Annotated in this window: 25 protein-coding genes; 7 read left to right on the forward strand and 18 right to left on the reverse strand. The window is 64.2% G+C overall.

What is annotated here, in order from left to right:
* Positions 1-31: 31 nt before the first annotated feature.
* Genes AC1VON_RS08080 through AC1VON_RS08090 form a run of 3 tightly spaced genes read left to right on the forward strand, consistent with a single transcriptional unit; the run spans position 32 to position 2,576 of the window.
* Positions 32-886 carry an ABC transporter permease subunit gene (locus AC1VON_RS08080; RefSeq protein WP_171883339.1) on the forward strand — a complete coding sequence of 285 codons (855 nt, stop codon included), beginning with the start codon at positions 32-34 and terminating at the stop codon, positions 884-886.
* Between the two features lie 2 nt (positions 887-888).
* Entirely contained in the window at positions 889-1,746 is an 858-nt protein-coding gene (locus tag AC1VON_RS08085; protein ID WP_483126290.1) for an ABC transporter ATP-binding protein, read from the forward strand.
* Positions 1,743-2,576, forward strand: a complete 834-nt coding sequence (locus AC1VON_RS08090) for a dipeptide ABC transporter ATP-binding protein (RefSeq protein WP_483121414.1) — start codon at positions 1,743-1,745, stop codon at positions 2,574-2,576. The genes AC1VON_RS08085 and AC1VON_RS08090 overlap by 4 nt, the downstream gene beginning before the upstream one ends.
* Before the next feature lie 36 nt (positions 2,577-2,612).
* Here the strand turns inward: AC1VON_RS08090 and AC1VON_RS08095 are convergent, their stop codons facing one another.
* The 5 genes from AC1VON_RS08095 to AC1VON_RS08115 form a co-directional block, all read right to left on the reverse strand.
* On the reverse strand, positions 2,613-3,881 hold the full coding sequence (locus AC1VON_RS08095; RefSeq protein WP_483121416.1) for a cysteine desulfurase-like protein: 1,269 nt from the start codon (positions 3,879-3,881) through the stop codon (positions 2,613-2,615).
* 41 nt (positions 3,882-3,922) lie between these two features.
* A complete protein-coding gene (locus tag AC1VON_RS08100; protein ID WP_056569735.1) occupies positions 3,923-4,597 on the reverse strand; it encodes an amino acid ABC transporter permease in 675 nt (224 codons plus the stop codon).
* A gap of 163 nt (positions 4,598-4,760) precedes the next feature.
* The gene (locus tag AC1VON_RS08105; RefSeq protein WP_140769800.1) at positions 4,761-5,558 is read right to left on the reverse strand and encodes an ABC transporter substrate-binding protein; all 798 of its coding nucleotides are present in this window, start codon (positions 5,556-5,558) and stop codon (positions 4,761-4,763) included.
* A 90-nt stretch (positions 5,559-5,648) separates the two neighbouring features.
* On the reverse strand, positions 5,649-6,839 hold the full coding sequence (locus AC1VON_RS08110; RefSeq protein ID WP_483126291.1) for a pyridoxal phosphate-dependent aminotransferase: 1,191 nt from the start codon (positions 6,837-6,839) through the stop codon (positions 5,649-5,651).
* 196 nt (positions 6,840-7,035) lie between these two features.
* Positions 7,036-7,797 carry an HpcH/HpaI aldolase family protein gene (locus tag AC1VON_RS08115; RefSeq protein WP_483121418.1) on the reverse strand — a complete coding sequence of 254 codons (762 nt, stop codon included), beginning with the start codon at positions 7,795-7,797 and terminating at the stop codon, positions 7,036-7,038.
* Positions 7,798-7,920: 123 nt separating this feature from the next.
* Between AC1VON_RS08115 and AC1VON_RS08120 the strand changes: the two genes are divergently transcribed.
* Positions 7,921-9,012 carry an LLM class flavin-dependent oxidoreductase gene (locus AC1VON_RS08120; RefSeq protein ID WP_483121420.1) on the forward strand — a complete coding sequence of 364 codons (1,092 nt, stop codon included), beginning with the start codon at positions 7,921-7,923 and terminating at the stop codon, positions 9,010-9,012.
* 10 nt (positions 9,013-9,022) lie between these two features.
* Here AC1VON_RS08120 and AC1VON_RS08125 read toward each other — a convergent pair whose 3' ends face one another.
* From AC1VON_RS08125 to AC1VON_RS08185, 13 genes are all read right to left on the reverse strand, one after another.
* Positions 9,023-9,418, reverse strand: coding sequence for a RidA family protein (locus AC1VON_RS08125; RefSeq protein ID WP_172347138.1), 396 nt, complete (start codon positions 9,416-9,418; stop codon positions 9,023-9,025).
* 60 nt (positions 9,419-9,478) lie between these two features.
* Positions 9,479-10,627, reverse strand: a complete 1,149-nt coding sequence (locus AC1VON_RS08130; RefSeq protein WP_483121423.1) for an acyl-CoA dehydrogenase family protein — start codon at positions 10,625-10,627, stop codon at positions 9,479-9,481.
* Positions 10,627-11,439, reverse strand: a complete 813-nt coding sequence (locus AC1VON_RS08135; RefSeq protein ID WP_044548838.1) for an enoyl-CoA hydratase family protein — start codon at positions 11,437-11,439, stop codon at positions 10,627-10,629. Before AC1VON_RS08135 ends, AC1VON_RS08130 begins: the two co-directional genes overlap by 1 nt.
* The gene (locus AC1VON_RS08140; RefSeq protein WP_056569752.1) at positions 11,436-11,906 is read right to left on the reverse strand and encodes a MarR family winged helix-turn-helix transcriptional regulator; all 471 of its coding nucleotides are present in this window, start codon (positions 11,904-11,906) and stop codon (positions 11,436-11,438) included. The genes AC1VON_RS08135 and AC1VON_RS08140 overlap by 4 nt, the downstream gene beginning before the upstream one ends.
* Positions 11,900-12,673: an SDR family NAD(P)-dependent oxidoreductase gene (locus AC1VON_RS08145; protein ID WP_483121425.1), complete on the reverse strand. Its 774-nt coding sequence runs from the start codon at positions 12,671-12,673 to the stop codon at positions 11,900-11,902. The genes AC1VON_RS08140 and AC1VON_RS08145 overlap by 7 nt, the downstream gene beginning before the upstream one ends.
* Positions 12,670-14,964, reverse strand: a complete 2,295-nt coding sequence (locus AC1VON_RS08150; protein ID WP_483121426.1) for a bifunctional salicylyl-CoA 5-hydroxylase/oxidoreductase — start codon at positions 14,962-14,964, stop codon at positions 12,670-12,672. The genes AC1VON_RS08145 and AC1VON_RS08150 overlap by 4 nt, the downstream gene beginning before the upstream one ends.
* Positions 14,965-15,108: 144 nt before the next feature.
* The gene (locus AC1VON_RS08155; RefSeq protein ID WP_172347134.1) at positions 15,109-15,708 is read right to left on the reverse strand and encodes a VOC family protein; all 600 of its coding nucleotides are present in this window, start codon (positions 15,706-15,708) and stop codon (positions 15,109-15,111) included.
* Between the two features lie 78 nt (positions 15,709-15,786).
* Positions 15,787-16,623 carry an ATP-binding cassette domain-containing protein gene (locus AC1VON_RS08160; RefSeq protein ID WP_172347133.1) on the reverse strand — a complete coding sequence of 279 codons (837 nt, stop codon included), beginning with the start codon at positions 16,621-16,623 and terminating at the stop codon, positions 15,787-15,789.
* Entirely contained in the window at positions 16,616-17,494 is an 879-nt protein-coding gene (locus AC1VON_RS08165) for an ABC transporter ATP-binding protein (protein WP_172347132.1), read from the reverse strand. The genes AC1VON_RS08160 and AC1VON_RS08165 overlap by 8 nt, the downstream gene beginning before the upstream one ends.
* Complete coding sequence (locus tag AC1VON_RS08170) at positions 17,491-18,360, reverse strand: ABC transporter permease (RefSeq protein ID WP_483121429.1); 870 nt, start codon at positions 18,358-18,360, stop codon at positions 17,491-17,493. The genes AC1VON_RS08165 and AC1VON_RS08170 overlap by 4 nt, the downstream gene beginning before the upstream one ends.
* Positions 18,326-19,333 carry an ABC transporter permease gene (locus tag AC1VON_RS08175; protein WP_483121431.1) on the reverse strand — a complete coding sequence of 336 codons (1,008 nt, stop codon included), beginning with the start codon at positions 19,331-19,333 and terminating at the stop codon, positions 18,326-18,328. The genes AC1VON_RS08170 and AC1VON_RS08175 overlap by 35 nt, the downstream gene beginning before the upstream one ends.
* Positions 19,334-19,421: 88 nt before the next feature.
* Positions 19,422-20,951 (reverse strand): ABC transporter substrate-binding protein, encoded by a 1,530-nt coding sequence (locus AC1VON_RS08180; RefSeq protein WP_483121433.1) that lies wholly within the window; start codon positions 20,949-20,951, stop codon positions 19,422-19,424.
* A 109-nt stretch (positions 20,952-21,060) separates the two neighbouring features.
* Positions 21,061-22,635, reverse strand: coding sequence for a phytoene desaturase family protein (locus AC1VON_RS08185; protein WP_483121435.1), 1,575 nt, complete (start codon positions 22,633-22,635; stop codon positions 21,061-21,063).
* Positions 22,636-22,753: 118 nt separating this feature from the next.
* Between AC1VON_RS08185 and AC1VON_RS08190 the strand changes: the two genes are divergently transcribed.
* The 3 genes from AC1VON_RS08190 to AC1VON_RS08200 all read left to right on the forward strand — a co-directional run bounded on the left by AC1VON_RS08190 (position 22,754) and on the right by AC1VON_RS08200 (position 25,662).
* A complete protein-coding gene (locus AC1VON_RS08190; protein WP_136619887.1) occupies positions 22,754-23,545 on the forward strand; it encodes a cyclase family protein in 792 nt (263 codons plus the stop codon).
* Between the two features lie 63 nt (positions 23,546-23,608).
* On the forward strand, positions 23,609-25,180 hold the full coding sequence (locus tag AC1VON_RS08195; protein WP_483121437.1) for a phytoene desaturase family protein: 1,572 nt from the start codon (positions 23,609-23,611) through the stop codon (positions 25,178-25,180).
* Positions 25,180-25,662, forward strand: coding sequence for a MarR family winged helix-turn-helix transcriptional regulator (locus AC1VON_RS08200; protein ID WP_483121438.1), 483 nt, complete (start codon positions 25,180-25,182; stop codon positions 25,660-25,662). The genes AC1VON_RS08195 and AC1VON_RS08200 overlap by 1 nt, the downstream gene beginning before the upstream one ends.
* Positions 25,663-25,712: the final 50 nt, after the last annotated feature.

Genomic DNA, 25,712 nt, shown 5'->3' on the forward strand with positions numbered 1-25,712 from the left:
CGTCGTCAAGCCGCAGGACGCGCGGCTGCAGATGTTCGCGGAATTCTGGCACTACTTCTCCATCAACAAGGGCGCGGTGATCGGGCTCTTCGTCTTCGCGTTGCTGATCCTGGTCGCTCTTTTCGCGCCGCTGCTCGCCCCGCATTCGCCTGACGATCAGTTCCGTGACTTCTTCCTGACGCCACCGGCCTGGCAGGCGGGCGGCAATGCGCAGTTCCTGCTCGGTACCGACGCCGTCGGCCGCGATATGCTGTCGCGCCTGATCTATGGCTCACGCTTCTCGCTCGCCATCGGCTTCGTCGTCGTCACCACGGCACTGATCTCCGGCGTCATCCTCGGCCTGCTCGCCGGCTATTGCCGCGGCTGGGTCGATACGCTGATCATGCGCATCATGGACATCATCCTGGCCTTCCCGTCGCTGCTTCTGGCGCTGGTGCTGGTCGCGGTCCTTGGCCCTGGCCTCGTCAATGCCATGATCGCCATCGCCTTCGTGCTGCAGCCGCATTTCGCGCGGCTGACCCGGGCCGCCGTGATGGCGGAAAAGAACCGCGAATATGTCATCTCGGCCAAGGTTGCCGGTGCCAGCCATCTCAGGCTGATGCTGGTCACCATCCTGCCCAACTGCATAGCGCCGCTGATCGTGCAGGCGACGTTGTCCTTCTCCAACGCCATTCTCGAGGCGGCCGCGCTCGGCTTCCTCGGCATGGGCGCGCAGCCGCCGACGCCGGAATGGGGCACCATGCTTGCCGAAGCACGTGAGTTCATCCTGCGCGCCTGGTGGGTGGTGACCTTCCCGGGCCTCGCCATCCTGATCACCGTCTTCGCCATCAACCTGATCGGCGACGGCCTGCGCGATGCGCTCGACCCCAAGCTGAAGAGGTCGTGAGCATGCCCCTGCTCGAGATCAAGAACCTCACCGTTTCCTTCGACACCGCGGCCGGACCGTTCATGGCCGTGCAAGGCATCGACCTTTCGATCGAACCGCGCGAGGTGCTGGCGATCGTCGGCGAGTCCGGTTCCGGCAAGTCGGTGTCGATGCTGGCGGTGATGGGGCTGTTGCCCAACACGGCGACGGTCAGGGCCGACCGCATGACCTTCGATGGCGTCGATCTGTTGAAGCTCAGTCCGTCCGAACGGCGCAAGATCGTCGGCAAGGATATCTCGATGATCTTCCAGGAACCGATCGCCAGCCTCAATCCGTGCTTCACGGTCGGCTTCCAGATCGAGGAGGTGCTGCGCTTCCACATGGGCATGGATCGCGCCCAGCGCCGGGCGCGGGCCATCGAACTGATGAAGCTGGTCGGCATTGCCGATCCGGAGGAACGGCTGAGCTCGTTTCCGCACCAGATGTCGGGCGGCCAGTGCCAGCGCGTCATGATCGCCATCGCCATTGCCTGCAATCCTAAGCTGTTGATCGCCGACGAGCCGACGACCGCACTCGACGTCACCATCCAGAAGCAAATCCTTGATCTGCTGGTCTCGCTGCAGGCCAAATACGGCATGGGCCTGATCATGATCACCCACAATATGGGCGTGGTGGCCGAGACCGCCGACCGCGTGATCGTCCAGTACAAGGGCCGCAAGATGGAAGAGGCCGACGTGCTATCGCTGTTTGAATCGCCGAAGAGCAACTACACGCGCGCGCTGCTGTCGGCGCTGCCGGAAAACGCCGTCGGCGACCGGCTGCCGACCGTGTCCGACATGCTGTTCGAGCCCGCTCCCTCTGCCGCTGGAGCTTCCGTATGAGCACCACGGTCCTCGAAGGCAAGAACATTGTTCGCGACTATCACATCGGCGGCGGCCTCTTCTCCGGACCGCGCACCGTGCATGCGGTCAAGGGCGTCTCCTTCACCGTGGACAAGGGCAAGACGCTCGCTATCGTCGGCGAAAGCGGCTGCGGCAAGTCCACGCTTGCCCGCATCATCACGTTGATCGATCCGGCGACCGCGGGCGATCTGTTCATCGACGGCAACAAGGTCGACATCGCCAAGGGCGGCTTGACCAAGGAGATGCGCCGCAAGGTGCAGATCGTCTTCCAGAACCCCTACGGCTCGCTCAATCCGCGCCAGAAGATCGGAGACGTGCTGGGCGAGCCGCTGCTGATCAACACCGACAAATCGGCCGCCGAGCGGCGTGACCTCGCCATGAAGATGCTGAAGAAGGTCGGCCTCGGTCACGAACATTACAACCGCTATCCGCACATGTTCTCGGGCGGCCAACGCCAGCGCATCGCCATCGCCCGCGCGCTGATGCTGAACCCGAGCCTCTTGGTGCTCGACGAGCCGGTTTCCGCGCTCGATCTTTCGGTGCAGGCGCAGGTGCTCAACCTGCTCGCCGACCTGCAGGACGAATTCCAGCTGACCTATGTCTTCATCAGCCACGATTTGTCCGTGGTGCGCTACATCGCCGACGATGTGATGGTGATGTATTTCGGCGAGGCGGTCGAATACGGCTCGCGCGACGAGGTCTTTTCCGACCCCAAGCACAGCTACACCCGGACGTTGTTCGCCGCGACCCCGCGCGCCGACGTCGCTTCGATCAAAGCGCGGTTGGCGAAGAAGAAGGCGGCCGCCTGAGGCTGCGAGCCGCAGCCGTCAGGCACCCTTCGTCCATCAGGACAGCTTGGCGATGATGGCGCGCAGCGCCTCGCCGAAGCGGTGGATCTCCTCGACCGTGTTGTAGTGGACCAACGAGGCACGGATGGCGCCGCTGTCCATCGACAGGTTGAGGCGCTTCATCAGGCGTGGCGCGTACATGTGGCCGTCCCGGATGCCGATCTGCATCTCGGCCATCTCCTCGACGATCCTTTGCGGCGACAGCTTGCCGATGTTGAAGCAGAAGGTCGGCACGCGCTCGTTGATGCGGGCCTCGTCCGCGACGCCGTAGATGGTCGCGCCGCAGCCCTTGAGCACGCCAAGCATCTCGCGCGCCAGAACCAGCTCGTAGTCACGGATTGCGGTCATGCCGGCAACGATATTTTCGCGCCGCGAGCGGTTGTTGGAGGGCGCGAGATTGCGGCCGATCAGTTCCAGATACTGCACGGCCGCGTCCATGCCGGAGACATTCTCGTAGATGAATGTACCGGCCTCCACCTTGTAGGGCGGTTCGTCCGGAATGAAATCCTCCCGGAAGGTCGGCAGCCGCTTCAGCGTGTCGAAACGACCCCAGAGGAAGCCCATATGCGGCGAGAAGTTCTTGTAGCCGGAGCAGACGAGGTAGTCGCAATCCCAGGCTCGCACGTCGATCAGCCCATGTGGCCCGTAATGCACGCAGTCGAGGAACACCTCGGCACCGGCCGCATGCGCGATCTTGGCCACGGAAGCTACATCGACGATCGAGCCGATCGAATGCGCCGTCACCGTGCAGGCGACGAGGCGGGTGCGGTCGGAAACCAGCGGGCGCAGATCGTCGACATGCAGGTTGCCGTCCTCGCGCATGCGCCACCACTTGAATTTCGCCCCGGCCGATTCCAGTGCCAGCCAGGTGGCGATGTTGGCGTCGTGGTCCATGTCGGTGATGACGATCTCGTCACGCTCCTGCAGCATCTGGCCGATGCCGAGGCTGACCAGACGGATGAACGAGGTGGCGTTCATGCCGAAGCAGATCTCCGCCGGGCTGTAGGCGTTGATCAGCAGCGCCACGCTTGTCCGGGCATCGGCGACCGACTGGTCGACGGTGACGCTGCGGCCATAGCGGCCGCCGCGCTGCACATTGTGCGAGACAAGGTGGTTGGTCACCGCGTCGAGCACGCTCTGCGGAATCTGTGCACCGGCGGCGTTGTCCAGGAAGATGAAATCGCCCGCCCGCTGCAGGGCGGGAAACATGGCCCGGATGGTGGCGACGGGGAAGCCGCCGGTGGCGGTGGCCTGGGAATTGCTCAAGGGATGTCTCCTGCGAAGTGCTATGGCGAACGGTCTGATGGTCAGCGCGTCTTTTCGGTCTTGAAGCGGGCTTCAAGCAGGCTGACGAGGCGGACCATCGGCCAGAGGAAGATGAGATAGACGAGTGCCGCGCCGATCAGCGGCGAGGGATTGGCGTAGAGCGACTGCGCGTTGGTCGCTTCCTTCAAGAGTTCCGGCAGCGCCACGGTCGAGGCGAGCGAGGTGTCCTTGAACATCGAGACGCAGTTGCTGGTCATCGGCGGGATGACCACGCGCACGGCCTGCGGCAGCACCACCTTGCGCAAGGTCAAAAGGAACGGCAGGCCGAGCGCTTGCGAAGCTTCGAACTGGCCGCGCGGAATGCTCTCTATGCCGGATCGGAAAACTTCCGCCGAATAGGCCGACATGATGATGGCGAACGCCGTCACCGCGGACGCCCAGGACGACAGGCGGATGCCGAGGAAGGGCAGCGCGTAGTAGATCAGGATCAGCACCACCAGCACCGGCAAGGCGCGGAAAATGTCGGTATAGCCGACCGCCAGCCATCGCAGCGGCTTCGGCGCATAGAGCCGCAGCAGGCTGATCACCAGGCCGATAGGAATGCCGATGCCGATGCTGAGCAGTCCGAGCAGCAGCGTGTTCAGGAATCCGCGCAGCAGCGCAGGAAGGCTCGACGCGATGACGTCGGCGTTGAAGAAGGTGTCGATCAGCGACATGGGAGCGTTCCCGAACCGTTTTGCGTCCCGTGACGCTGGAGCAGGGCCCGGAAACACCGAAAGCGGTTTTGCCGCGCTGACCTGTGGCTCCGGGGAAGGATCATCAACGAAAACGAGGCGTACCGGCCTTTTAAGCCGGCACGCCCCTGTTCTGGGTTGCCGCTCAGGCCTTCGGCATCGGCATTTCCTTGACGGTCGACGAGTCGGCCGGCGCGTCGCTACCGAACCACTTCTTGTGGATCGCGGCCAGCGTGCCGTCTTTCTTCATCGCCGTCAGCGCGTCGTTGAGCTTGCCGAGCAGCGGGTGGTCCTTGGTCATCATCAGTCCGTACTGTTCGCCGGTCTTGATGCGCTGCTTCACCTTCAGGTCCTTCATCTTGGTGAAGGAGTATTCCATGCCCGGAATGTCGCTGACGGCGGCGTCGACGCGGCCTGCGCTGAGGTCGAGCAAAAGGTTCTGCTGGGTGTCATAGCCCTTCACGTCGCTGAAGCCATCGGCTTCCTGATGCGCCTTGACCCAGGTCTCGCCGGTCGAGCCGGACAGCACGCCGACGATCTTGCCCTTGAGGTCGGCCTCGGTGTTAACAGCGCTATCGGTCTTGGTGGCGATGCCCATGTCGGAATCATAGTAAGGCTGGGTAAAGGACTGCGACTTCAGCCGCTCCGGGGTGATGGTGATCGAGGAGATGGCGACATCGATACGCTTCGAGGTGGTGGCCGCGAACAGCGCCTGGAAGCCGAGGTCGGCGATGTCGGTGGTCATGCCGATGCGCTTGGCCGCTTCGTTGACGATATCGACTTCAAAGCCCTCGAAAGTGCCGCTCTCGTTCTTGTATTCGAAGGGCGGATTGGTCGGGTAGGCGCCGACATTGAGCACATCGGCGGCATAGGCGGTGGCGGGGCCGGCGGCGATGCCGACGGCGGCGGCGAGCAGGATCAGATTGCGACGGGTGAGCTTCATTGGTCGTCCCTCTGGGGTGTTCCCTCTGGTTGTTGATCGGACGGGGCTGGCCCCGCACGGTTTCTTGCCGTCCCGCCTCCCAGCGGGACGTCAATTCATGGCAGCGACCATGCGGTCGAGCGCGGTCGCTATCTGGTCGCGGTCACGGCAGACGCACATGCGCAGGAATGCCGTTGCCGAGCTTCCAAAGAGATGGCCGGGCGCCAGCCCGACACGCGCCGTCTCCAGGATTTTGGCGCAGGCGCGACTGGCATCGCTTTCGCCTTCCATGGCAAAGAAGGCATACATGCCGCCACGCGGTTTCGTCGGCAAAATGACGTCCGGAATCTGTGCCAGCCTGATATAGGCGAGGTCGAGGCCGGTCCTGATCCGCTGCCGGATTTCTTCGACCAGTGGCTCGCCCTGGCGAATTGCGGCAACGGCGCCAGCCTGGATAGGAGCGGCAGTGCCGCTGTTGACGTATTGGGTCATGGCGCCGAGCTGGTCGGCCACTCCCGATGGATGCGTCAGCCAGCCGATGCGCCAGCCGGTCATGGCCCAGGCCTTGGAGAAACTGTTGACCGACAGCACCCGGTCGCCGTCCTCGGCGATTTGCAGGATCGAGGGCGCGACGTCGCCGTCGAGATAGAGCCGGCCATAGACCTCGTCGGAAATGATCCAGATGCCGGTGCGCCGGCTGAAATCGAGCAGGGCCCGCATCTCCTCGGCCGAGGCGGTCCAGCCGGTCGGGTTGGACGGCGTCGACAGGAAGATGGCGCGGGTGCGGGCGTCGCAGCTTGCGAACAGCCTGTCGAGGTCGAGACGCCAGTCACCCTCGAAGTCGAGCGAAAATGGTCGCGGTTCGCCGCCGATCAGGTGGATTGCGTTGTGGATGTTAGGCCATTGCGGCGCGACGTAGACGACGTTTGTGCCGGTATCGACCAGCAGTTCCAGTGCAAGGTATAGCGCCTGCATGCCGCCCGGCGTGACGGTGGTCCGTGTAATCGGGATCGGCCGGCGGTGGATGCGCGTCTGGTACTCCGACAGCGCTTCATTCAGAGCTCCGAGCCCGCGCATGTTGGGCACGTAGAAAGTCTGACCTTCGTCGAAGGCCGCCTTGGCGGCGTCGCGGATGAAGGCGGGCGTCACCATGTCGCCTTCGCCGTACCAGAGCGCGATGACGTCGCCCAATTCACGCGCGCGCACGGCAAGGTTGGCGATGTTTTCGGTATGGAGATCACGAATCTGCGCGCGTACGCCATCGAAAGCATAGCGCGCGCTGGACGATGACTGGGGCAGCATGAACGACAAGGACTGAACCCCTCCCACCCGAAGCACTGCGATGGACTGGCCGGCAACCCCTCCGGCATCGCGGTCACCATCGATCCTTGGATGCTATCCAAAGTGCCGCACTTTTCAAGGCGAAAGTTTTAAGCTTAAAAAGTTTGGGTGGCCTGTTGCCCTGGCGATACGCCTTTTTTGCCCCAATGCGCCCGTTTCATGCCAATTCGTCGCGCGCCGCGGCAAAGTTGGCCGCCGCGCCGGCGCCCAGAAACATCGTGTCGCTGGCCAGCACGAAGAAACTCGCGCCGATGGCTGCCCAACGGCCGATCGTCTGTGGGCTGGCGCAAAATATGCCTGATGTCTTTCCATGTGCGATCGTGGCGGCAATGATCGTCCGGATCGCCGCATTGAGCTTGTCGGCGCCTTGCGGTCCGATCGCGTCGATCGACACCGAAAGGTCGCCAGGGCCGACGAAGATCACGTCGACGCCGTCGACCGCCGCGATCGCCTCGATGTTGGCGAGCCCCACCGCAGTCTCGACTTGGACCGCGACGATGGTTCTGTCGTTGGCGCCGGCAAGATATTCGGGAATGCGATAGCCATAGCCCGCGGCCCGGCCGGGTCCGACGCCGCGCTCGCCCAACGGCGGATAACGCGAGGCTTTGGCGGCCATCGCCGCCTCGGCGGCGGTCGAGACGCGCGGCACCAGCACGCCTTGCGCGCCACTGTCCAGCGCCGCCTGGATCGCCTCCGGCGCATGGCCGGGAACACGCACCATCGCCGGCACGCGATGCACATCGGCGGCTCGCACCATGGTCTCGATCATGTCGCGCGAAATCTGGGCATGCTCCCAGTCGATGCAGAGGAAATCGAGGCCGGATAGCGCCATCACTTCGACCGCAACGGGATGGGGAATGGCGGCAAAGGAACCGACGAGGTTCGTCTTGCCGATGCATTTCTGGCGGAACTCGCTCATGTCCATCCTCTTTTTCGACTTGCTCAAATCCATATCCGCAAACGACCGCGAGGCGAAGCTATTTCAGGCTTGAAATATTCTGGCGCGAGCCTAGCGTGTAGCCTCCCGCCGCGAGTTCCCGAGATGATCAAAGCGCATCCCCTGCACGGTTCGAACAAACTGAAGCTCGGCGTCTTTTCGACCAATGCCGATGGCGGGCTTGCCATCACCGATGTGTCGGAACGCTGGACGGCGAGTTGGCATGACAATCTGACGGCGGCGCAAATCGCCGATCGTGCCGGGCTGGAGTTTCTGCTGCCGATCGCGCGCTGGCGCGGCTTTGGCGGCCGCAACAAGGTGCGCGAATGGTCGTTCGAGACCTTCACCTGGGCGGCGGCGCTTAGCGTCGCCACCGAGCAGATCGGCCTGTTCACGACCGTGCATGTGCCGCTGGTGCATCCGCTCTATGCCGCCAAGGCGCTGGCGACGGTCGACCACATCAGTCAGGGCCGCGCCGGCCTCAACATCGTCTGCGGCTGGAACCCGAAGGAATTCGGCATGTTCGGCACGGCGCTCGTCGAAAAGGGCTACGACCAGGCGGCCGAATGGATCGAAATCCTCGAAAAGCTTTATGCCTCTACCGAGCCTCTCGACTATGAAGGCACCTACTATCGTCTCAAGGAAGCGGTCAGTCGGCCGGCCAGTTTGCAGATCCCGCGTCCGGTGACCATGAATGCCGCATTCGGCGGTCCGGGCCGCGATTTCGCCGCCGCCCGGTGCGACTATCTGTTCACGACCTTTTCCGAAATGAGCGATGCCGGCAAACATGTCGCCGACATCCGCGAACGGGCCGACAAGGTCGGCCGTGATGTCGGCGTCTATACGGTGGCGCATGTCGTCTGCCGCCCGACGATGGAAGAGGCGCAGGCCTATTACACGCGCTACGCGGTCGATCTGGCCGACCATGACGCGGTCGATGCCCATATGGCCGGCAAGAAGGAATTCTCGCGGTCGCACGACCCGCACGCCTATGACCGCTACCGCCAGCGCTTCGCCGGCGGCGCCGGCACCTATCCCCTGATCGGAACCCCGGAAACGATTGCCGCCGACATGGCCGCCATTGCCGGGCACGGCTATCAGGGCATCGCGCTTTCCTTCGTCAACTACACGCAGGAGCTGCCCTATTTCTGCGATCACGTTCTGCCGCTGCTGAGGCAGGCAGGCCTTCGCGGGTAATGACGACAGATTAATCCGGTATGACCGCGGTCGCCTGGATTTCCACCTTGGCGCGGTCCTCGACCAGTGCCACCACCTGCATGGCGGCCATCGCCGGAAAATGCCGGCCGATCACCTCGCGATAGGCTTCGCCGATGCCCCTGAGATTGGCCAGATATTCGGCTTTGTCGGTGAAATACCAGGTCATCGAGGTGATGTGCTGAGGCGTGGCGTCTGCCTCCGCCAGCACCGCCACGATGTTCTCCAGTGTCTGTTTCACCTGGCCGACAAAGTCGTCGGTCTCGAACTGGCATTGCCCGTTCCAGCCGACCTGTCCGCCGACGAAGATGAGACGCCCACGCGCCGCGACGCCATTGGCGTAGCCGACCGGTTTGGCCCAGCCTTCAGGCTGCAGAACCTCGTGCATTTCAAGCCTCCCCGTATTCCAAAAGCCAAGTGTCAAAATCGAATGCCGTCAATGTCGCTGTCAGCCCGCGCTCATAACTTGCCGCGCGATCACCACTTTCTGCACGTCGGATGCGCCCTCATAGATGCGCAGTGCGCGAATCTCGCGATACAGGCTCTCGACGATATGGCCTTTGCGGACGCCGTCGCCGCCATGCAACTGCACCGCTCTGTCGATCACCTCTTGCGCCTTGTCGGTGGCGAACAATTTGGCCATGGCCGCCTCGCGTGTCACCCGCGCCGCGCCCATGTCCTTGGTCCAGGCGGCGCGGTAGATCAGGAGCGCCGCCGCGTCGACGTCGAGGGCCATGTCGGCGACATGTCCCTGCACCATCTGCAATTCGGCCATCGGCGCGCCGAACAGTTTGCGCTCGGCCACCCTTTTGATGCTTTCATCGAGTGCCCGGCGGGCAAAGCCGAGCGCCGCCGCGCCGACCGTCGAGCGGAACACGTCGAGCACCGACATGGCGATGCGGAAGCCGTCGCCGGGCTTGCCGATCAGTGCGGCGGCGGGCAGGCGGACCTGGTCGAAGGACAGCCGCGCCAACGGATGCGGCGCTATCACTTCGAGTCGTTCGGCGATGCCAAGGCCCTTGACGTCGCCTGGCACCAGAAAGGCGGACAGCCCCTTGGCGCCCGGCGCCTCGCCGGTGCGGGCAAAGACGACATAGAGATCGGCGATGCCACCATTGGAAATCCAGGTCTTCTCACCTGTCAGGATGTAGCTGTCGCCATCACGGGTCGCCGTCATCTCGGTGTTGGCGACATCCGATCCCGACCGTGGCTCCGACAGGGCAAAGGCCGAGATCGCCTTGCCGGCACGCGTCTTGGCCAGCCATTGCTGCTGGTTCGATGTGCCGAACAGGCTGAGCGCTCCTGTGCCCAGTCCCTGCATGGCGAAGGCGAAATCGGCGAGCCCGTCATGGCGCGCCAGCGTCTCGCGCGTGATGCACAAGGTGCGTACGTCGAGCGGCCCCGGATTGTCGGTGTCAACAGCCGTCGGCTTCAGCCAGCCGTCCTGGCCAAGCTTTGCCACCAGTTCGCGGCAGGCGGCATCGACATCATGGTGATCGACCGGCAGGTTCTTGGCGCACCATGCTTCCAGACGCTCGGCCAACTCGCGATGACGGTCTTCGAAGAACGGCCAGTTGAGGAAACTCTTGTCAGCCATCAATTGCCCTCGAACACCGGCTTTTCCTTGGCCACGAACGCCTTGTAGGCACGTTCGAAGTCGCGTGTCTGCATGCAGATCGCTTGCGCCTGTGCTTCCGCCTCGATCGCCTGGTCGAGGCCCATCGACCATTCCTGGTTGAGTTGCGTCTTGGTGATGCCATGGGCGAAGGTCGGACCGGAGACGATGCGCGCCGCCATGTCGAGCGCGTCGGCCTCGAGCGATGCGGCATCGACCAGCCTGTTGTAGAAGCCCCAGCGCTCGCCCTCGGCCGCCGTCATGGTGCGGCCGGTGTAGAGCAGTTCGGCGGCACGGCCCTGGCCGATGATGCGCGGCAGGATCGCGCAGGCGCCCATGTCGCAGCCGGCGAGGCCGACGCGGGTGAACAGGAAGGCGGTCTTGGCTTCCGGCGTGGCGATGCGGATGTCGGAACTCATGGCGATGATGGCGCCGGCGCCGACCGCCACACCGTCGACAGCCGCGATGATCGGCTTGCCGCAATTCAGCATCGCCTTGACGAAATCGCCGGTCATGCGGGTGAAGGCGAGGAGCTGCTTCATGTCCATCTTGACCAGCGGGCCGATAATGTCGTGGACATCGCCGCCGGAGCAGAAATTGCCGCCATTGGAGAGGAACACCACGGCGTCGATATCGTCGGCATAGACAAGGTCGCGGAACGTATCGCGTAACTCGGCATAGCTGTCGAAGGTCAGCGGGTTCTTGCGCTCCGGCCGGTCGAGCCGGACCTTCGCGATCCTGCCCTCGACCTCCCACAGGAAATGCTTCGGCTTGAGGCCGGCCATCCCGGTCATTCGCGTCCCTCCCAGTTGCTGCGGAACGAGGTCAGCATGCCGGTCAGCCGGCGCGCATCTTCCTCGCTGACCTTGCCCAGCAATTCACCGATCCAGCCCTCATGCGCCGCGGCGATGGTGGCGAAGGATTTGGTGCCTTCCTCCGTCAGCCGCACCATGGAGGTGCGGCGGTCGCCATTGCGGCGGGCGCGGGCGACCAGCCCTTCCGAAACCAGCCGATCGACAATGCCGGTGACATTGCCGTTGGAGACCAGCAGGAAGCGCGACAGGTCGCTCATCAGCATGCCTTCGGGGGCGCGGTAGAGTGCTGCCATCACATCGAAGCGCGGCAAGGTCGTATCGAATTCTTTCTTCAGGCGCTCCCGCAGTTCGGCCTCGATCGTGCGCGAGGCACGCAGCAGCCTGATCCACAGGCGCAGCCTGTCCTTGCCGGGTCCCGACGGTGCGGGCAGCGGGCCGGCTACCATGTCTCGCCTCCTGAGATCGAAATTGCCTGTCCGGTGATCGATGCCGCCGCGTCGCCGCACAGCCACAGCACGGCGGCGGCGATCTCTTGCGGCTGGATGAAGCGGCCTTGCGGATTGGTCGAGGCTAAGCTTGCCCGCGCCTCACCGGCCGAGCGACCGGTCTTTTCGACGATGCGTTGGATGGACTCCTCCAGCATGTCGGTCTCGACGAAGCCCGGGCACACGGCGTTGACGGTGACGCCGGATTTCGCCGTCTCGGCGGCAAGCGCCCGCATCAGGCCGACGACGCCATGCTTGGCCGCGACGTAAGGCGCGACATAGGCGTAGCCCTTCAATCCCGCCGTCGAAGCGATAAACACGATGCGGCCTGCCTTGCGCGCGGCCATCCCGGCCAGCGCCGGCTTCACAGTCAGGAAGGCGCCGGTCAGGTTGACGTCGAGCATCTTCTGCCAGTCGGCCAGCGCGGTCTTGTGCGCCGGCATGCTGCCGGCCATGCCGGCATTGGCGACGACGATGTCGAAGGCCCCGCGCGCGGCTTGCGCCGTCTCGTGGAGCGAGGCCATGGATGCCTCGCTGGTGACATCGGCGGCGATGCCGAAAATGCCTTCGCTTTCGCCGGCAACTTTTGCGAGTTCTGCTTCACGGCGGCCGCAGATGGTCACATTGATGCCAGCGCCAGCCAGTGCCAGCGCGATGGCCCGGCCGACGCCGGAGCCGCCGCCGGTGACCAGCGCATGCTTGCCGGAGATCGCTGTTGCGGCCGTCATACTTTCAGCCCCGCTGCCGCATCGCGCTCCGCCAGACGATAGAGCTGGTCGCGCCCGGGCAGGTAGGGATCGGGCCATTTGACGGCGCGGTCACCAAGCGTCACTGCCGCATGCAGCGTCCAGTAGGGGTCGGCAAGATGCGGCCGTGCCAGCGCCACCAGGTCGGCGCGGCCGGCCATCAGGATCGAATTGACATGGTCCGGCTCGTAGATGTTGCCGACCGCCATCGTCGCCATGCCGACCTCGTTGCGGATGCGGTCGGAAAAAGGCGTCTGGAACATGCGGCCGTAGACCGGCTTTGCCAGTGCCGAAGTCTGGCCGGCCGAGACGTCGCATATGTCGACGCCAGCTTCATGCAGCAGCCGCGCGATCTCGACCGCATCGGCCGGTGTCACGCCTTCGATGCCGACCCAGTCATTGGCCGAGATGCGCATCGAGATCGGCTTTTGTGCCGGCCAGGCGGCGCGCACCGCGTGGAAGATTTCAAGGGGATAGCGCATGCGGTTCTCAAGCGAACCGCCATAGGCGTCCGTGCGCCGGTTGGTGACCGGCGTGATGAAGGACGACAGGAGATAGCCGTGCGCGGCGTGGATCTCCAGCATGTCGAAGCCGCAGCGATCAGCCATCTCGGCCGAAGCCACGAACTGGTCGCGCACCAGATCCATGTCGGCTCGGTCCATCGCCTTCGGGACCTGGTTTTCGGGCGACCATGCGACGGCCGATGCGGCCATGATCGGCCAGTTGCCCGAGGCCAGCGGCACGTCGGTGCCTTCCCAACCCAGCCGGGTCGAACCTTTGGCACCGGAATGGCCGATCTGGGCGCAGATCTTCGCCTCGGTCTCGGTATGGACAAAGTCGACCAGCCGCTTCCACGCCACCTCGTGCTCAGGCGCGTAGAAGCCGGGGCATCCGGGTGTGATGCGCCCTTGCGGGCTGACGCAGGTCATCTCGATATAGACGAGGCCGGCGCCGCCCTTCGCGCGCTCGGCATAATGGGTGAAATGCCAGTCGGTCGGGCAGCCGTCGACGGCCTTGTACTGCGCCATCGGCGAGACGACGACGCGGTTGTTGAGCCTGAGGTCGCGCAGCTTGAAGGGCGCGAACATCGGCGCCCGGCGCAGCCTGTTGCCGCCGGCACCCGCCTGGCGCTGGAACCATTCCTCGGCGCCGCCCAGCCATTCGGCATCGCGCAGCCGCAAATTCTCGTGGCTGATGCGCTGCGAGCGGGTCAGCAGCGAATAGTTGAACTGCACCGGGTCGAGGCCGAGATAGCGCTCGACCTCCTCGAACCATTCGAGCGAATTACGCGCCGCCGATTGCAGCTTCAGCACCTCGGTGCGGCGGGCATCCTCATATTTACGGAACGCCGCGTCGAGATTCGGCTCGGTCTCGACATAGTCGGCCAGCGCCACGGCACTTTCCAGCGCCAGCTTGGTGCCTGAGCCGATCGAGAAATGCGCCGATGCGGCGGCATCGCCCATCAGTGCCAGGTTCTTGTACGACCAGCGCTCGCAAAGCACGCGCGGGAAATTGATCCAGGCCGAACCCCTGATATGGTTGGCATTGGTCATAAGCGCATGGCCACCGAGATGCTTGGCGAAGATGCGTTCGCACACCGCGATGGATTCCTGCTGCGTCATCGCGCCGAAGCCGAAGGCAGCCCAGGTCTGTTCGCTGCACTCGACGATGAAGGTCGCGGTGTCGCTGTCGAACTGGTAGGCGTGCGCCCACACCCAGCCATGCTCGGTCTTCTCGAAGATGAAGGTGAAGGCGTCGTCGAATTTCTGGTGGGTGCCGAGCCAGACGAACTTGCATTTGCGGGTGTCGATATCGGGTTTGAAGACGTCGACGAAGGTGTTGCGCGCCCTGGAGTTCAGCCCGTCGGCGGCGACGACCAGATCATGCGTCTCCATATAGGGGCGGGGATCGGCGATATCGGTCTCGAACATCAGCTTGACGCCGAGTTCGCGGGCGCGGCGCTGCAGCAGGATCAACAGCCGCTTGCGGCCGATGCCGCAGAAGCCGTGGCCTGACGAGACCGTGCGCACGCCGTCATGAATGACGGCAATGTCGTCCCAATAGGCAAAATGCTTCTTGATCCAGACGGCGCTGACTGGATCGTTCTTCGCGAGATTCTCAAGCGTTTCGGCCGACAGCACCACGCCCCAGCCGAATGTGTCGTCGGCGCGGTTGCGCTCGAACACCGTCACATCGTGGGCGGCGTCCCGAAGCTTCATCGAAATGGCAAAGTAGAGGCCGGCTGGTCCGCCGCCGAGAACCGCAACCTTCATGTGTGCGATCTCCTCTTCGCTTGCTGTGTCTTCAAGTATCGCGCCGGCGGCAAGATATTTCAAGCTTAAAGTTTTATATCGAAATCATTGTGCGGGTATTGGGCGGCGCGCTTGCGTGTCGAACCGCAAGCGCGCGCCGGGTGGTCACTTGTCCGGGTTCTTCGGGCTCCACAGCACTGTCTCGGCACCCTTCTCATAGGCCATGCCGTCGGGATAGCTGATCGCTTCCAGTTGCAGTCCCCAGGGAGCCTGGAAATAGAGAATGGTCTGGCCGGCGGCAGGGCCTTCCTTCACCGGCAAGGGCCCCATGCGCGTCTTGACGCCCTTGCCGTCGAGATAGGCTTTAGCCGCGGCGACATCATCGACATAGAAGGCGATGTGAAAACCGCCAATGTCGCTGTTCTTCGGCGTCAGGTTCTTCTGGTCGGGCGCGGTGTATTTGAACAGCTCGATGTTCGATCCATAGCCGCAACGAACCATGGTGACCTGTTCGATGACAGCCTTGGGATCGACGCCCAGAAGATCCTGCATGAAGGTGCCCTTGTCGTCGGCGAACGGGCCGAAGGACATCGCCTTCTTGCAGCCGACCACTTCGGTGAAGAAGTCGACCGCCTGCTTCATGTCGGGAACGGTGATGCCGGTGTGATCGTGGCCGCGCATGCCGGGGATCGAATCCGCCGAGGCCATGCCGGCGCTGCCAAGGACAGCGGCGGCGAGCGTTGCGTTTCGAAGTATCGTCTTCATGTCAGTCCTCTCCATTGGCGGGACCTGGTTGTTTGCCGGTCGCACGTCCGAGGCCCGCTTTTCGGCGTGCGTATGCAATCATGGCGGCGCCTTGCCGGCTGAAGGGATGTCCAGCCAGCCGGCATCGATCTCGGGCAGCGGAATGGCTGCGATGAGATCGCGCGTGTAGGCCTTTCCAGGGCTGTCGAACAAAGCGTCGGTGGCGCTGGCTTCGACGATCACGCCTTCGCGCATGACGATCACTTGCCGGCACAGCCGCCGGATGACGGACAAATCGTGGCTGATGAAGGCGACGGTCAGGCCCATCTCCGCCGCCAGCTTTTCCAGAAGGGTGAGGATCTGCGCCTGTGTCGACACGTCGAGGCCGGAGACGATCTCGTCGGCCAGCACGAATTTCGGCGACAGCGCCAGGGCGCGCGCGATGCCGACCCGCTGGCGCTGGCCACCCGACAGTTCGTGGCGATAGCGGGTGGCGAAGCTTTGCGGCAGCCCGACGCGCTGCAGCGCCTCGGCGACGCGTTCCTTGAGCCTGTCGCCAAGCCCGTTCTGCTTGAGCGGCGCGGCAATGATGCTGGCGATGGTGCGGCGCGGATTGAGCGACGACATCGGATCCTGGAAAATCATCTGCAGGTCGCGGCGCAATGGCCGCAACTCCGCTTCCGGCAGATGCGTGATATCGCGGCCGTCGAAGCTGATCGAGCCGGCGCTGGGTTCCAAGAGCCGCACCAAAGCGCGGCCGAGCGTCGACTTGCCGGACCCGGATTCGCCGACAATGCCGGTCACCGAACCCCTGGGCAGGTCGAAATCCAGGCCCTTCAAGATCTCGGCCAAGGGCGCGCGGCCGATCAGCGGCTTGCGTGTCATGTCTGGCAGCGCGACCTTCAGCCCGCGCACGGAAAACAGCGGTTCAGCCATGGCTGGGCCTCCACGCCTGGTCCGCCGCCGCGATCTCCGCCGCAAGCCCTGCCAGCACCGCTTCGTCCACTGGTTTCAGCGAGGCGAATGGATCGGTGTAGCGCGGCGTCGCCGCCATCAGCGCGCGCGTATAGGGATGCCGCGGCGTCGCGAAGAGAGCGGCCGTCTCAGCCTCCTCCACCACTTTGCCGGCATAGAGAACCGAGACCTTCTGGCTGATCTTGGCGACGACGCCGAGATCGTGGGTGACGAACAGGATCGCGGTGCCGTGCTCGCGCTGCAACGCAGCGATCAGCCGCAGGATCTGCTTCTGCACGGTGACGTCGAGTGCCGTGGTCGGTTCGTCGGCGACGATCAGCCGGGGCTCGGCGGCGAAGGCGGCGGCGATCAGCACACGCTGGCGCATGCCGCCGGAGAGCTCGTGCGGATAGCTTTTCAGTACGCGGTCGGGGTCGCGGATCTGCACCTCGTCAAGCAAGTGCCGGATCCGTGTGTCGGCCTTGTCGCTGCTCCAGCCGAGAATGCGCACCAGCCGGTCGGTCATCTGCGGCCCGATGCGACGCGACGGGTTGAGCGCGGTCAGCGGGTCCTGAGGGATCAGTGCGGTGCGCGCGCCGATCAGCGTACGCCGCGCCTTTGGCTGCAATTTGCCGAGGGCTTCGCCTTCAAGCAGCATGTCGCCTTCGACGATGCGCACGCTTGATGGCAACACGCCAAGCACCGCCTTGCCTATCATTGTCTTGCCGGCGCCGCTCTCGCCGACCAGGGCGCGGACCTCGCCGGGCTGCACTGAGAGGGACACCGAGCGCAGCACGCGGGCGCCGTTCGGCAGCACGGCGCTGAGATTGGCGATGTCGAGACAGGCGTTCATCGCAGCACCGGATCGAAACGCGTCTTCAACGCTTCGCCGAACTGGCTGAACGACAGCACGGTGAGGATAAGCGTGATCAGCGGAAACACCAGCACCCACCACGCCTGGTGGATCGACAGCCGGCCCTCGGCGATGAGGCCGCCCCAGGTCGGGTCGTCGGTCGAGATCGACAGATTGACGAAGGACAGGATCGCCTCGACGATGACGGCGATGCCCATCTCCAGCGACAGCAGCGCCACGATCGACGGCACCACATTGGGCAGTACTTCGCGCAGCATGATGCCGATGCGGCCATAGCCGGCGATGCGGGCATTTTCGACATAGTCCATGCGCGACTGGCCCATCGCCTCGGCGCGGATCACCCGGCAAAAGCGCGTCCAGTCGATGATGGCAATGGCCAGGATGACGGAGCTCAAGCCCGTTCCCAGAACGGCCACCAAAAGGATAGCGAACAGCACTGGCGGAAACGCCATCCAGACATCGACGATGCGTGAGATGACGCGGTCGGCCCAGCCGCCGAAATAGCCCGCGATCAGCCCGAGTGTCGAGCCGACCAGGCAGGCGGCGATGGCCGCGGCAAAGGCGACGATGAAGGCGATGCGGCCGCCGAAGATGAGCCTGGACAACAGATCGCGGCCGAGACTGTCGGTGCCCAGCCAATAGCCGGGCTCGGCGCCATCGAGCCAGAAAGGCGGCAGCCGCTCCAGCATCAGATCCTGTGCCAGCGGATCCTGCGGCGCGACCAGTGGCGCGAAGATCGCCGCCAGCAGCGCCAGCAGCAGCCAGCAGCCGGCGAGCCACAGCCTGGGGCTCAGTCCGCGTTTTGTGGCTCTATCCATGGCGCAGCCTCGGATTGAGCAGCGCATACATCATGTCGACAGCGAGGTTGATCAGCACGAACAGCAGCGCGAAGACCAGCACGATGCCCTGGATGAGCGGCAGGTCGCGGTTGATGACGGCATCGATCGCCATGTTGCCGAGGCCTTCGTAGGAGAACAGCCGCTCGACGATGACCGTGCCGCCGATGAGGAATGTGAACTGCACACCGACCAGGGTCAGGGTCGGCAAAGCGGCGTTCTTCAGCGCTTCGCGCAAGATGACCTGCGTCTCCGAAAACCCCTTCACCCGGGCCAGCACGACATAGTCGAGGTCGAGCACTTCCTTCAGCGACTGTTTCAGCAGTTGCGAGATGATGGCCGCCAGCGGCAGCGCCAGCGCCACCGCCGGCATCAGCATGTGCTTGAGCAGGTCCCAGGTCAGGTCGAAGCGCAGCCGAAGCAGGCTCTCGAAGAAATAGAACTGGGTGACGAAGGGCAAATCGAGCTGTGGCGAGACCCGGCCGGAAATATCGAAGATCGGCACCAGCACGCCAAACAAAAGGATCAGCACCAGGCCCCACAGGAAATCAGGAATGGAAAGCGCGGCGCCGCTGGCGATGTCAATGCCGGCCTCGACCGCCGTGCCGCGTTCGCGCGCGCCGAGGATCGCCGTCGTACCACCGAGCACCACCGCCATGAGCAGCGCGACGATGGCGAGTTCCAACGTCGCCGGCAGCCGGCTGAAGACGAGGCCGAGCACGTCTTGCCGCAACGAGATCGAGGTGCCGAAATCGCCGCGCACCACGCCGGACAGCCAGATGAAGAATTGTTGGACGATGGTCTTGTCGAGCCCGTACAGCGCGCGCAGGCGGGCAATGTCGGCATCCGTCGCGCCGGGCGGCAGCATCATGGCGATCGGATCGCCGGGCGCGACGCGGATCACGACGAAGACGACGATGGCCACGCCGAACAGCGTGATCAGCATCGTCAGGAGACGGATCAGGAATCGTTGCATGAGCATGTAAATCTTTGCAGGAGCCCGCAGGCTCGTATGCCTGTATAAATGCGCGCCGTCGCTATGGACGGCGCGCGGCAAATCCAGGCCGATATCAGGCCGGGGTCATCAGGGCGGGCAGCAGCGCGCCGGAGATATGCTGCACGACGTTGACGCCCTTGGCATGCACGATTGGCTGGGCGAACTGCAGCAGCGGCAGCACATAGGCCTGCTCGGCGATATATTTGTCGACCGCCTTCCAGCCGGCGATGCGCTTGGCCTCGTCTTTCTCGCCCCACAGCGGACCAATCTTGGCGTCGAGGTCGTCGGTCTTCCAGGACGAGTGCGGCGACGGCCCGAACATGGCGAAACCGGTTGATGTGGTCGGATCGCCGATGGCGTTGCCCCAGTTGTAGAAGGCCGCCGGCGCCAGCTTGTGCGCGGCGCGCAGTTCATAGTGCTTGGCAATCTCGTAGACCTCGATCGTCGCCTCGATGCCGACCTTGCGCCACATGCCGACGATCGCCTGCACCATCTCGTAGTCCTTGGGCTTGAAGCCCTTGGTCGTCTGGATGGTGACCTTGGCCGGCTTCTCCGGCGAGTAGCCGGAGGCGGCGAGCAACTCCTTGGCCTTTTCCGGATTGTGCTCGACCTTGATCGATGGGTCGAAGGCCGCATATTCCGGCGTCTCCAGCGTCGCGATCGGCTGGCCGTAGCCGCGCAGCAGCCGCTTGACCAGAAGCTCCTTGTCCACTGCCATCACGGCCGCCTGCCGGACATTCTTGTCCAGCATTGCGTCCTTGTTGTTGAAGAAGATCATGCCGATGTCGGATACGTTCTTGCACGAGCCGGCCAGCCCGTCCTTGGCGATCAGCCGGTCATATTCCTCGTAAGGGATTTCGAGCGTCACCTGCGAGGAGCCGGACTCGATCTCGGCCACGCGGCTCGCCGCGTCGGTGACGAACTTGATCGTCACATTCTCGAAGGCCGGCTTGCCGCCCCAATAGTTCGGATTGGCCTTGAGCCGCAGGAAGGCGTTGCGTTCGAACTTTTCGACCATGTACGGGCCGGTGCCTATCGGCGCCCTCTCGAAACCTTCGGCGCCGACCTTCTCGTAATAGGCCTTCGGCAGGATGTAGCCGGTCAGGAACGACATCCACTTGAAATAGACCGGGTCGAACTGCACGACGTCGCCGGTGATCTTGTTGCCGTCGATCTTGAAGTTGTTGACGTTCTTCCAGACGAACTGGATCGGATTGCCGGTCTTTTCGTCGCCTGCCCGCTGCAGCGACCAGACCACGTCCTCGGGCGTGAACGGCGAGCCGTCATGCCAGGTCACGCCTTCGCGCACCGTCATCGTCACCTTGGTGCGGTCGTCGTTCCAGCCCCATTCGGTGAGCAGGCCCGGCGCGAAGGACAGGTCCGGCTTCTGTGGGATGAACTGGTCGAAGACCGATTGATAGAGGCCCTGGATCGTCGGGTTGACGGCCGAGGGTCCGGTGGTCGGATCCCAGGAGGGCAGGTTGACATTGTAGGCGATGGTCAGTTCGCCGGCGGCCGCCTTGGCGATCCGCGGCAGGCCAACGGCGGCCACACCAAGTGCGGCGGCACTGTATCCAAGCAATTCGCGTCTGTTGATTGTCATGGTCGTTCCCCTTGTTGGTTATTGTCTTTGCGCGGCAGTGTCAGGTCATTGGTTCAGGCTTCGTGGGCAGCAGCGCCTTGCCTCTCGTCGCCCCGATAAAATTGTCGGCCTACCTCCCGCCAAGCTGTTGCGCGAGCATGAAGCCCGAGGCCGCACCGGTGCCGGCGCCCGGCCATGTCGCGGCGCCCGTTAGATGCAGATTATTGACCGGCGTGTTCCAGCCGGCATAGCCGCGCGCCGGGCGGAACAAAAAGTTCTGCGCCAGATGGTGGCTGCCGCAGACCTGGTCGCCGCCGACGAGGTTCGGGTTCTCGCGTTCGAGGTCGATGGGCGAGAACACCGCCCGGCCGAGAATTTTGCCCCGCAGGCCGGGCGCATAGGTCTCGATGATGTCGAGCACGCGCTCGGCGTAGGCCTCCTTGACCTGATCCCAATGCGCGGGCGCGATCCTGGCCGATGCATCACCCAGGATGTCGGCTGGCAGCATGCGCACCTGCACCCACAGCACATGCTTGCCCTGAGGCGCGCGCGACGGGTCGATCGCGGAGGGCTGGCCTACGACCAGCACCGGCTCGTCCGGCAGCATGCCCGCCATCGCCTGCTGATAGGTGCGCGACATCGTGTCGAGCGAGGGCGACAGATGCACATAGGCGAACTGCCGAAGCTCGGCCCCCGCGCTCCAGTCCGGCAGATCGTCGAGCGCCAGGTGGATCATCATCGTGCCTGGTGCGTGGCGGAACTTTTTCATCGACGTGTCAAAGCCGGTGTCGCCGGAACCGTTGGGCAGCAGCTTGCCGGTCAGCGCCCGGGGTGCGACGCCTGCGATGACCGCCTTGGTGGCGGTATGCGTCTCACCGGAAGCGAGCCGCACCCCCGTCGCCTTGCCGCCGGATACGGTGATCTCGGCCACATCGGCACCAGTGACGATCTGGCCGCCGGCGGAGGTCACCATGCCGGTCAGAGCCCGGATGATGGTGTCCGCCCCGCCCTTGCCCAGCACCATGCCGTAGCTTTGGTTCGCCATCGATTCCAGGTAGGGGAACACTGCACCGCCGGCGATATCGGGCGCGAAATCGAGATGCATGCCCCAGGTGGCGAGCGTTGCCCGCACATGTGGGGACTCGAAAGTCTCCTCGAGCCAGGCGCGTGGCGACGACAACAGCAGCCGACCGGTGTCGAGTGCGCCGGTGACACCCTTCTTGCGCCACAGGTTCCACGCCGTGCCGGCAAGCGCGCGAGCGCCCATCGGCGAGCCGAGCAGCCGGAACAGATGCTCGGCTTCCGCCGGGAAGGCTGCGACCAGCTTGCGCCATGTCGCTGCGTCGGCAGCGGAGAAAGCGGCCATGCGCGTTGCGGTCTTTTCCAGATCGTTGCTGACGCCGAACCAGCGTCCATCCGGAAACGCGCTGGCAAAACAGTCGGCGACGGGCGCGAACTCCAGCCCCTGCGCTTTCAATTCATTTGCATATTTCCGGTGAAAGGCGGAGCCGGCAAACAGGCTCAGATTCATCGCGCCGAAATCGTGGCGGAAGCCGGGAAGGGTGAATTCACGGGTCTGGACAGCGCCACCGATTGTTGCATTGCGCTCAAAGATCCCGGTTTTCCAGCCTTTGAGCGCCAGATGCGCGGCGCATGCCAGACTGTTGTGGCCCGCCCCGACAAAGATGGCGTCGAACTCGCTCACGCCCCGTTCCCATTTCCTTTATGCTTAAAGATAATTGCAGATGCATATGTTTTCGTCTAGTAGGATATTAAGGGCCGCGACGAGCCTTGATCATCATCGAAAAGAGGGAACAGAGACCATGGACACCCAAAAACTCCTCGGCGAGGTCGCCGGCCAGCTTCTTTCCGGCGCCATCAAGGTGGTCGACCTGTCGGCACCGCTCGGTCCCGATACACCGCTGATCAAGCTGCCGCCGGAACTCGCGGTCGACACGCCGAAGGTCGAGATCCATAACATCTCCCGTTACGACAAGAACGGTCCCTGGTGGGCATGGAACTGGCTGAAGCTTGGCGAGCATTCGGGCACGCATTTCGATGCGCCTCAGCACTGGATCAGCGGCAAGGATTACCCGGACGGCGCCACCGACACCATTCCGGCGCAGAACTTCGTCGGCCCGGTCAATGTCATCGACTGCTCGAAGGAAGCCGCCGCCGATCCCGATTTCCTGCTCACCGTCGACCACATCAAGGCATGGGAAGCCAAGCATGGCGCCATCAACGCCGGCGAGTGGGTGGTGATGCGCACCGACTGGTACAAGCGCAACGGCTCGGAAGCCGAGTTCCTCAACGCCAACGAGACCGGCCCGCATACGCCCGGCCCGACGGCTGAAGCCATCCAGTTCCTGATCAGCAAGGACATCAAGGGCTGGGGCTCGGAGACCATTGGCACCGACGCCGGCAAGGCCGGCGGCATGGAACCGCCATTCCCGGCGCACACGCTGATGCACAAGGCCAACCGCTACGGCCTCGCCAGCCTCTGCAATCTCGATCAGTTGCCGCCGAAGGGCGCGATCCTGATCGCGGCGCCGCTCAAGATCGAGCACGGCACCGGCAGCCCGATCCGCGCATTGGCGCTGGTATCGGGCAAATAGAGCGAGGTGGGGTCTTCGGGAGAAGATCATGCGCGCAGCCCCGACGGTCGAGAGAAACTGTCAATGAAAGCGCCCGACCACATCATCGTCGGCAGCGGCATCAATGCGCTGGTTTGCGCGGCGATGCTTGGCGGCAAGGGCGCCGATGTGCTCGTTCTCGAGCGCAACGACCGCATCGGCGGCTGCATGCGCACCGAGGAGATCACCGCGCCCGGCTTCGTCCACGATGTGATGGCGACCACCTTCGTGCTGTTCATCACCTCGCCGGCCTTCGCCGCACTCGGCAAGGACCTGGCGCGGCATGGGCTGGAATTCTGCCACACCGCAACGCCGACCGGTGTGCTTCGGCCGGATGGCAGCCATGCGGTGCTCGGCACCGACCGTGCCGCCAATGTCGCCGCACTCAACGCAATCGCGGCGGGTGACGGCGATCGGCACGCGGACGATGTCGGCGGCATCGAGCGCAATGCCGGCCTGCTGTTCGGTCTGCTCGGCGGGGCGCTCTGGTCTTATCCGACGGCGAAGCTGTTGGCCGGTGATGCCTGGCGGCGTGGCTCGCGCGGCCTTGCCGCCTTTCTCGGCGACGCCCTGGTGCCGGCGCGTGGCTGGCTGGAAGGTACTTACCAGTCCGAAACCATCCGGGCGCTCTGGGCGCCCTGGGTACTGCATGCCGGACTAGGCCCCGAGGATGCGTTCTCCGGCCAGATCGCCAAGGTGATTGCCTTCGCGCTCGAGGCGGCCGGCGCGCCGATCGTCAAGGGCGGGGCAAGGAACCTGCTGTCGGCTTTCGAGGCATTGATCACCGAGCGCGGCGGCGTCATCTCCACAGGAGCGGACGTTGCTTCCATCATCCTGGCCGAGGGCCGCGCCACCGGCGTGCGGCTGGCCTCGGGCGAAACGGTTCATGCGAAGAAGAGCGTGATCTGCTCGGTCACGCCGACACAGCTTTACGGTCGGCTGCTCGGCACGGATGCTGCCCAAGCCGATGTCGATGCGACGCGGAAATATCGCTACGGCAAGGGCAATTTCCAGATCCATTACGCCCTCGACAAGCCGCCGGCATGGCGCGGCGAGGGGCTGGACAAGGTGGCGTTGCTGCATCTGACGCCGGGACTGGATGGCGTCTCAAAGGCCTGCAACGAGGCGGTGCGCGGCATGCTGCCGGAGGTGCCCACCATCTGTGTCGGCCAGCCGCATGCGCTCGATCCCTCGCGCTGTCCGGCGGGCAAGGCGATCCTTTGGCTGCAACTGCCCGAGGCGCCCCGGTACATCAAGGGCGATGCCGCCGGCAAACTGCAGGCCCCGGCTGACGGGCAATGGACCGAGGCGCTGCGCGAGGCCTACGCCGATCGCGCCGAAGCGATCCTCGCCGGCCACATTGACGGTTTCAAGGACAGTGTGATTGCCCGCCGCGCCTATTCGCCGGCCGATCTCGAGGCGATGAACATCAATCTGGTCGGCGGCGACCCTTATGGCGGCTCCTCGACCATCGACCAGTCCTTCCTGTGGCGGCCGTTCAAGACCAGCCGCAATCACCAGACCGGTATCAAGAACCTCTACCATATCGGCGCCTCGACCCATCCGGGTGCAGGCCTCGGCGGCGGTTCCGGCTTTCTCCTGGCGGGGAGGCTGTGATGGAGCAGAAGGTTGGGGAGAAGCGCCAGCGCATCTCGACCCTGGGGCAGATCGGCCTGCAGCAATTCGCGCCCTATCTGATGAACCGCATCATGGGCCGCTACAACGCCACCTTGCGCGACGATTTCCGCAAGCAGGGCCTGACCATTCCGCAGGTGCGCACGCTGGCTGTTCTGTCGGTCGCGGACGGCGTCACCGTCAACGACCTCTCGGTCTATACGGTCATAGAGCAGTCGACCTTGAGCCGCACGCTCGACACGCTGGAGGGGCAAGGCTTCGTGCGGCGCGAGCAGGGCGTCACCGACAGCCGCATCCGCCATGTGTTCCTGACCGACGAGGGTCGCGGCGAGTTCACGCGCGCCTGGCCGGCCATGCATGATGCGTTCGAGGCGATGTTCGACGATGTCGACGATGCCGAATACGCGGCACTCATCGCGACGCTGCAGAAGATGCTGAAGAACATTCGCAAGCACGACATCTAGACCTACGCGCCGCCAGTGCCAGCCGATAACGGGCTGGGCGGTAACGGAAG

This window comes from Mesorhizobium sp. HAY1-8B (genome assembly GCF_056868045.1).

Coding starts and splice junctions, on each gene's coding strand:
- AC1VON_RS08140 (WP_056569752.1), bottom strand. CDS start 11,906: ATGGTAGCCGGCCCGCTGCCCGCACCGTCGGGACCCGGCAAGGACAGG.
- AC1VON_RS08200 (WP_483121438.1), top strand. CDS start 25,180: ATGGAGCAGAAGGTTGGGGAGAAGCGCCAGCGCATCTCGACCCTGGGG.
- AC1VON_RS08175 (WP_483121431.1), bottom strand. CDS start 19,333: ATGCTCATGCAACGATTCCTGATCCGTCTCCTGACGATGCTGATCACG.
- AC1VON_RS08085 (WP_483126290.1), top strand. CDS start 889: ATGCCCCTGCTCGAGATCAAGAACCTCACCGTTTCCTTCGACACCGCG.
- AC1VON_RS08165 (WP_172347132.1), bottom strand. CDS start 17,494: ATGAACGCCTGTCTCGACATCGCCAATCTCAGCGCCGTGCTGCCGAAC.
- AC1VON_RS08195 (WP_483121437.1), top strand. CDS start 23,609: ATGAAAGCGCCCGACCACATCATCGTCGGCAGCGGCATCAATGCGCTG.
- AC1VON_RS08135 (WP_044548838.1), bottom strand. CDS start 11,439: ATGACCGGGATGGCCGGCCTCAAGCCGAAGCATTTCCTGTGGGAGGTC.
- AC1VON_RS08190 (WP_136619887.1), top strand. CDS start 22,754: ATGGACACCCAAAAACTCCTCGGCGAGGTCGCCGGCCAGCTTCTTTCC.
- AC1VON_RS08110 (WP_483126291.1), bottom strand. CDS start 6,839: ATGCTGCCCCAGTCATCGTCCAGCGCGCGCTATGCTTTCGATGGCGTA.
- AC1VON_RS08105 (WP_140769800.1), bottom strand. CDS start 5,558: ATGAAGCTCACCCGTCGCAATCTGATCCTGCTCGCCGCCGCCGTCGGC.
- AC1VON_RS08160 (WP_172347133.1), bottom strand. CDS start 16,623: ATGGCTGAACCGCTGTTTTCCGTGCGCGGGCTGAAGGTCGCGCTGCCA.
- AC1VON_RS08125 (WP_172347138.1), bottom strand. CDS start 9,418: ATGCACGAGGTTCTGCAGCCTGAAGGCTGGGCCAAACCGGTCGGCTAC.
- AC1VON_RS08180 (WP_483121433.1), bottom strand. CDS start 20,951: ATGACAATCAACAGACGCGAATTGCTTGGATACAGTGCCGCCGCACTT.
- AC1VON_RS08090 (WP_483121414.1), top strand. CDS start 1,743: ATGAGCACCACGGTCCTCGAAGGCAAGAACATTGTTCGCGACTATCAC.
- AC1VON_RS08100 (WP_056569735.1), bottom strand. CDS start 4,597: ATGTCGCTGATCGACACCTTCTTCAACGCCGACGTCATCGCGTCGAGC.
- AC1VON_RS08155 (WP_172347134.1), bottom strand. CDS start 15,708: ATGAAGACGATACTTCGAAACGCAACGCTCGCCGCCGCTGTCCTTGGC.
- AC1VON_RS08120 (WP_483121420.1), top strand. CDS start 7,921: ATGATCAAAGCGCATCCCCTGCACGGTTCGAACAAACTGAAGCTCGGC.
- AC1VON_RS08145 (WP_483121425.1), bottom strand. CDS start 12,673: ATGACGGCCGCAACAGCGATCTCCGGCAAGCATGCGCTGGTCACCGGC.
- AC1VON_RS08115 (WP_483121418.1), bottom strand. CDS start 7,797: ATGAGCGAGTTCCGCCAGAAATGCATCGGCAAGACGAACCTCGTCGGT.
- AC1VON_RS08130 (WP_483121423.1), bottom strand. CDS start 10,627: ATGGCTGACAAGAGTTTCCTCAACTGGCCGTTCTTCGAAGACCGTCAT.
- AC1VON_RS08170 (WP_483121429.1), bottom strand. CDS start 18,360: ATGCGCTGCTCAATCCGAGGCTGCGCCATGGATAGAGCCACAAAACGC.
- AC1VON_RS08150 (WP_483121426.1), bottom strand. CDS start 14,964: ATGAAGGTTGCGGTTCTCGGCGGCGGACCAGCCGGCCTCTACTTTGCC.
- AC1VON_RS08080 (WP_171883339.1), top strand. CDS start 32: ATGTTCGCGGAATTCTGGCACTACTTCTCCATCAACAAGGGCGCGGTG.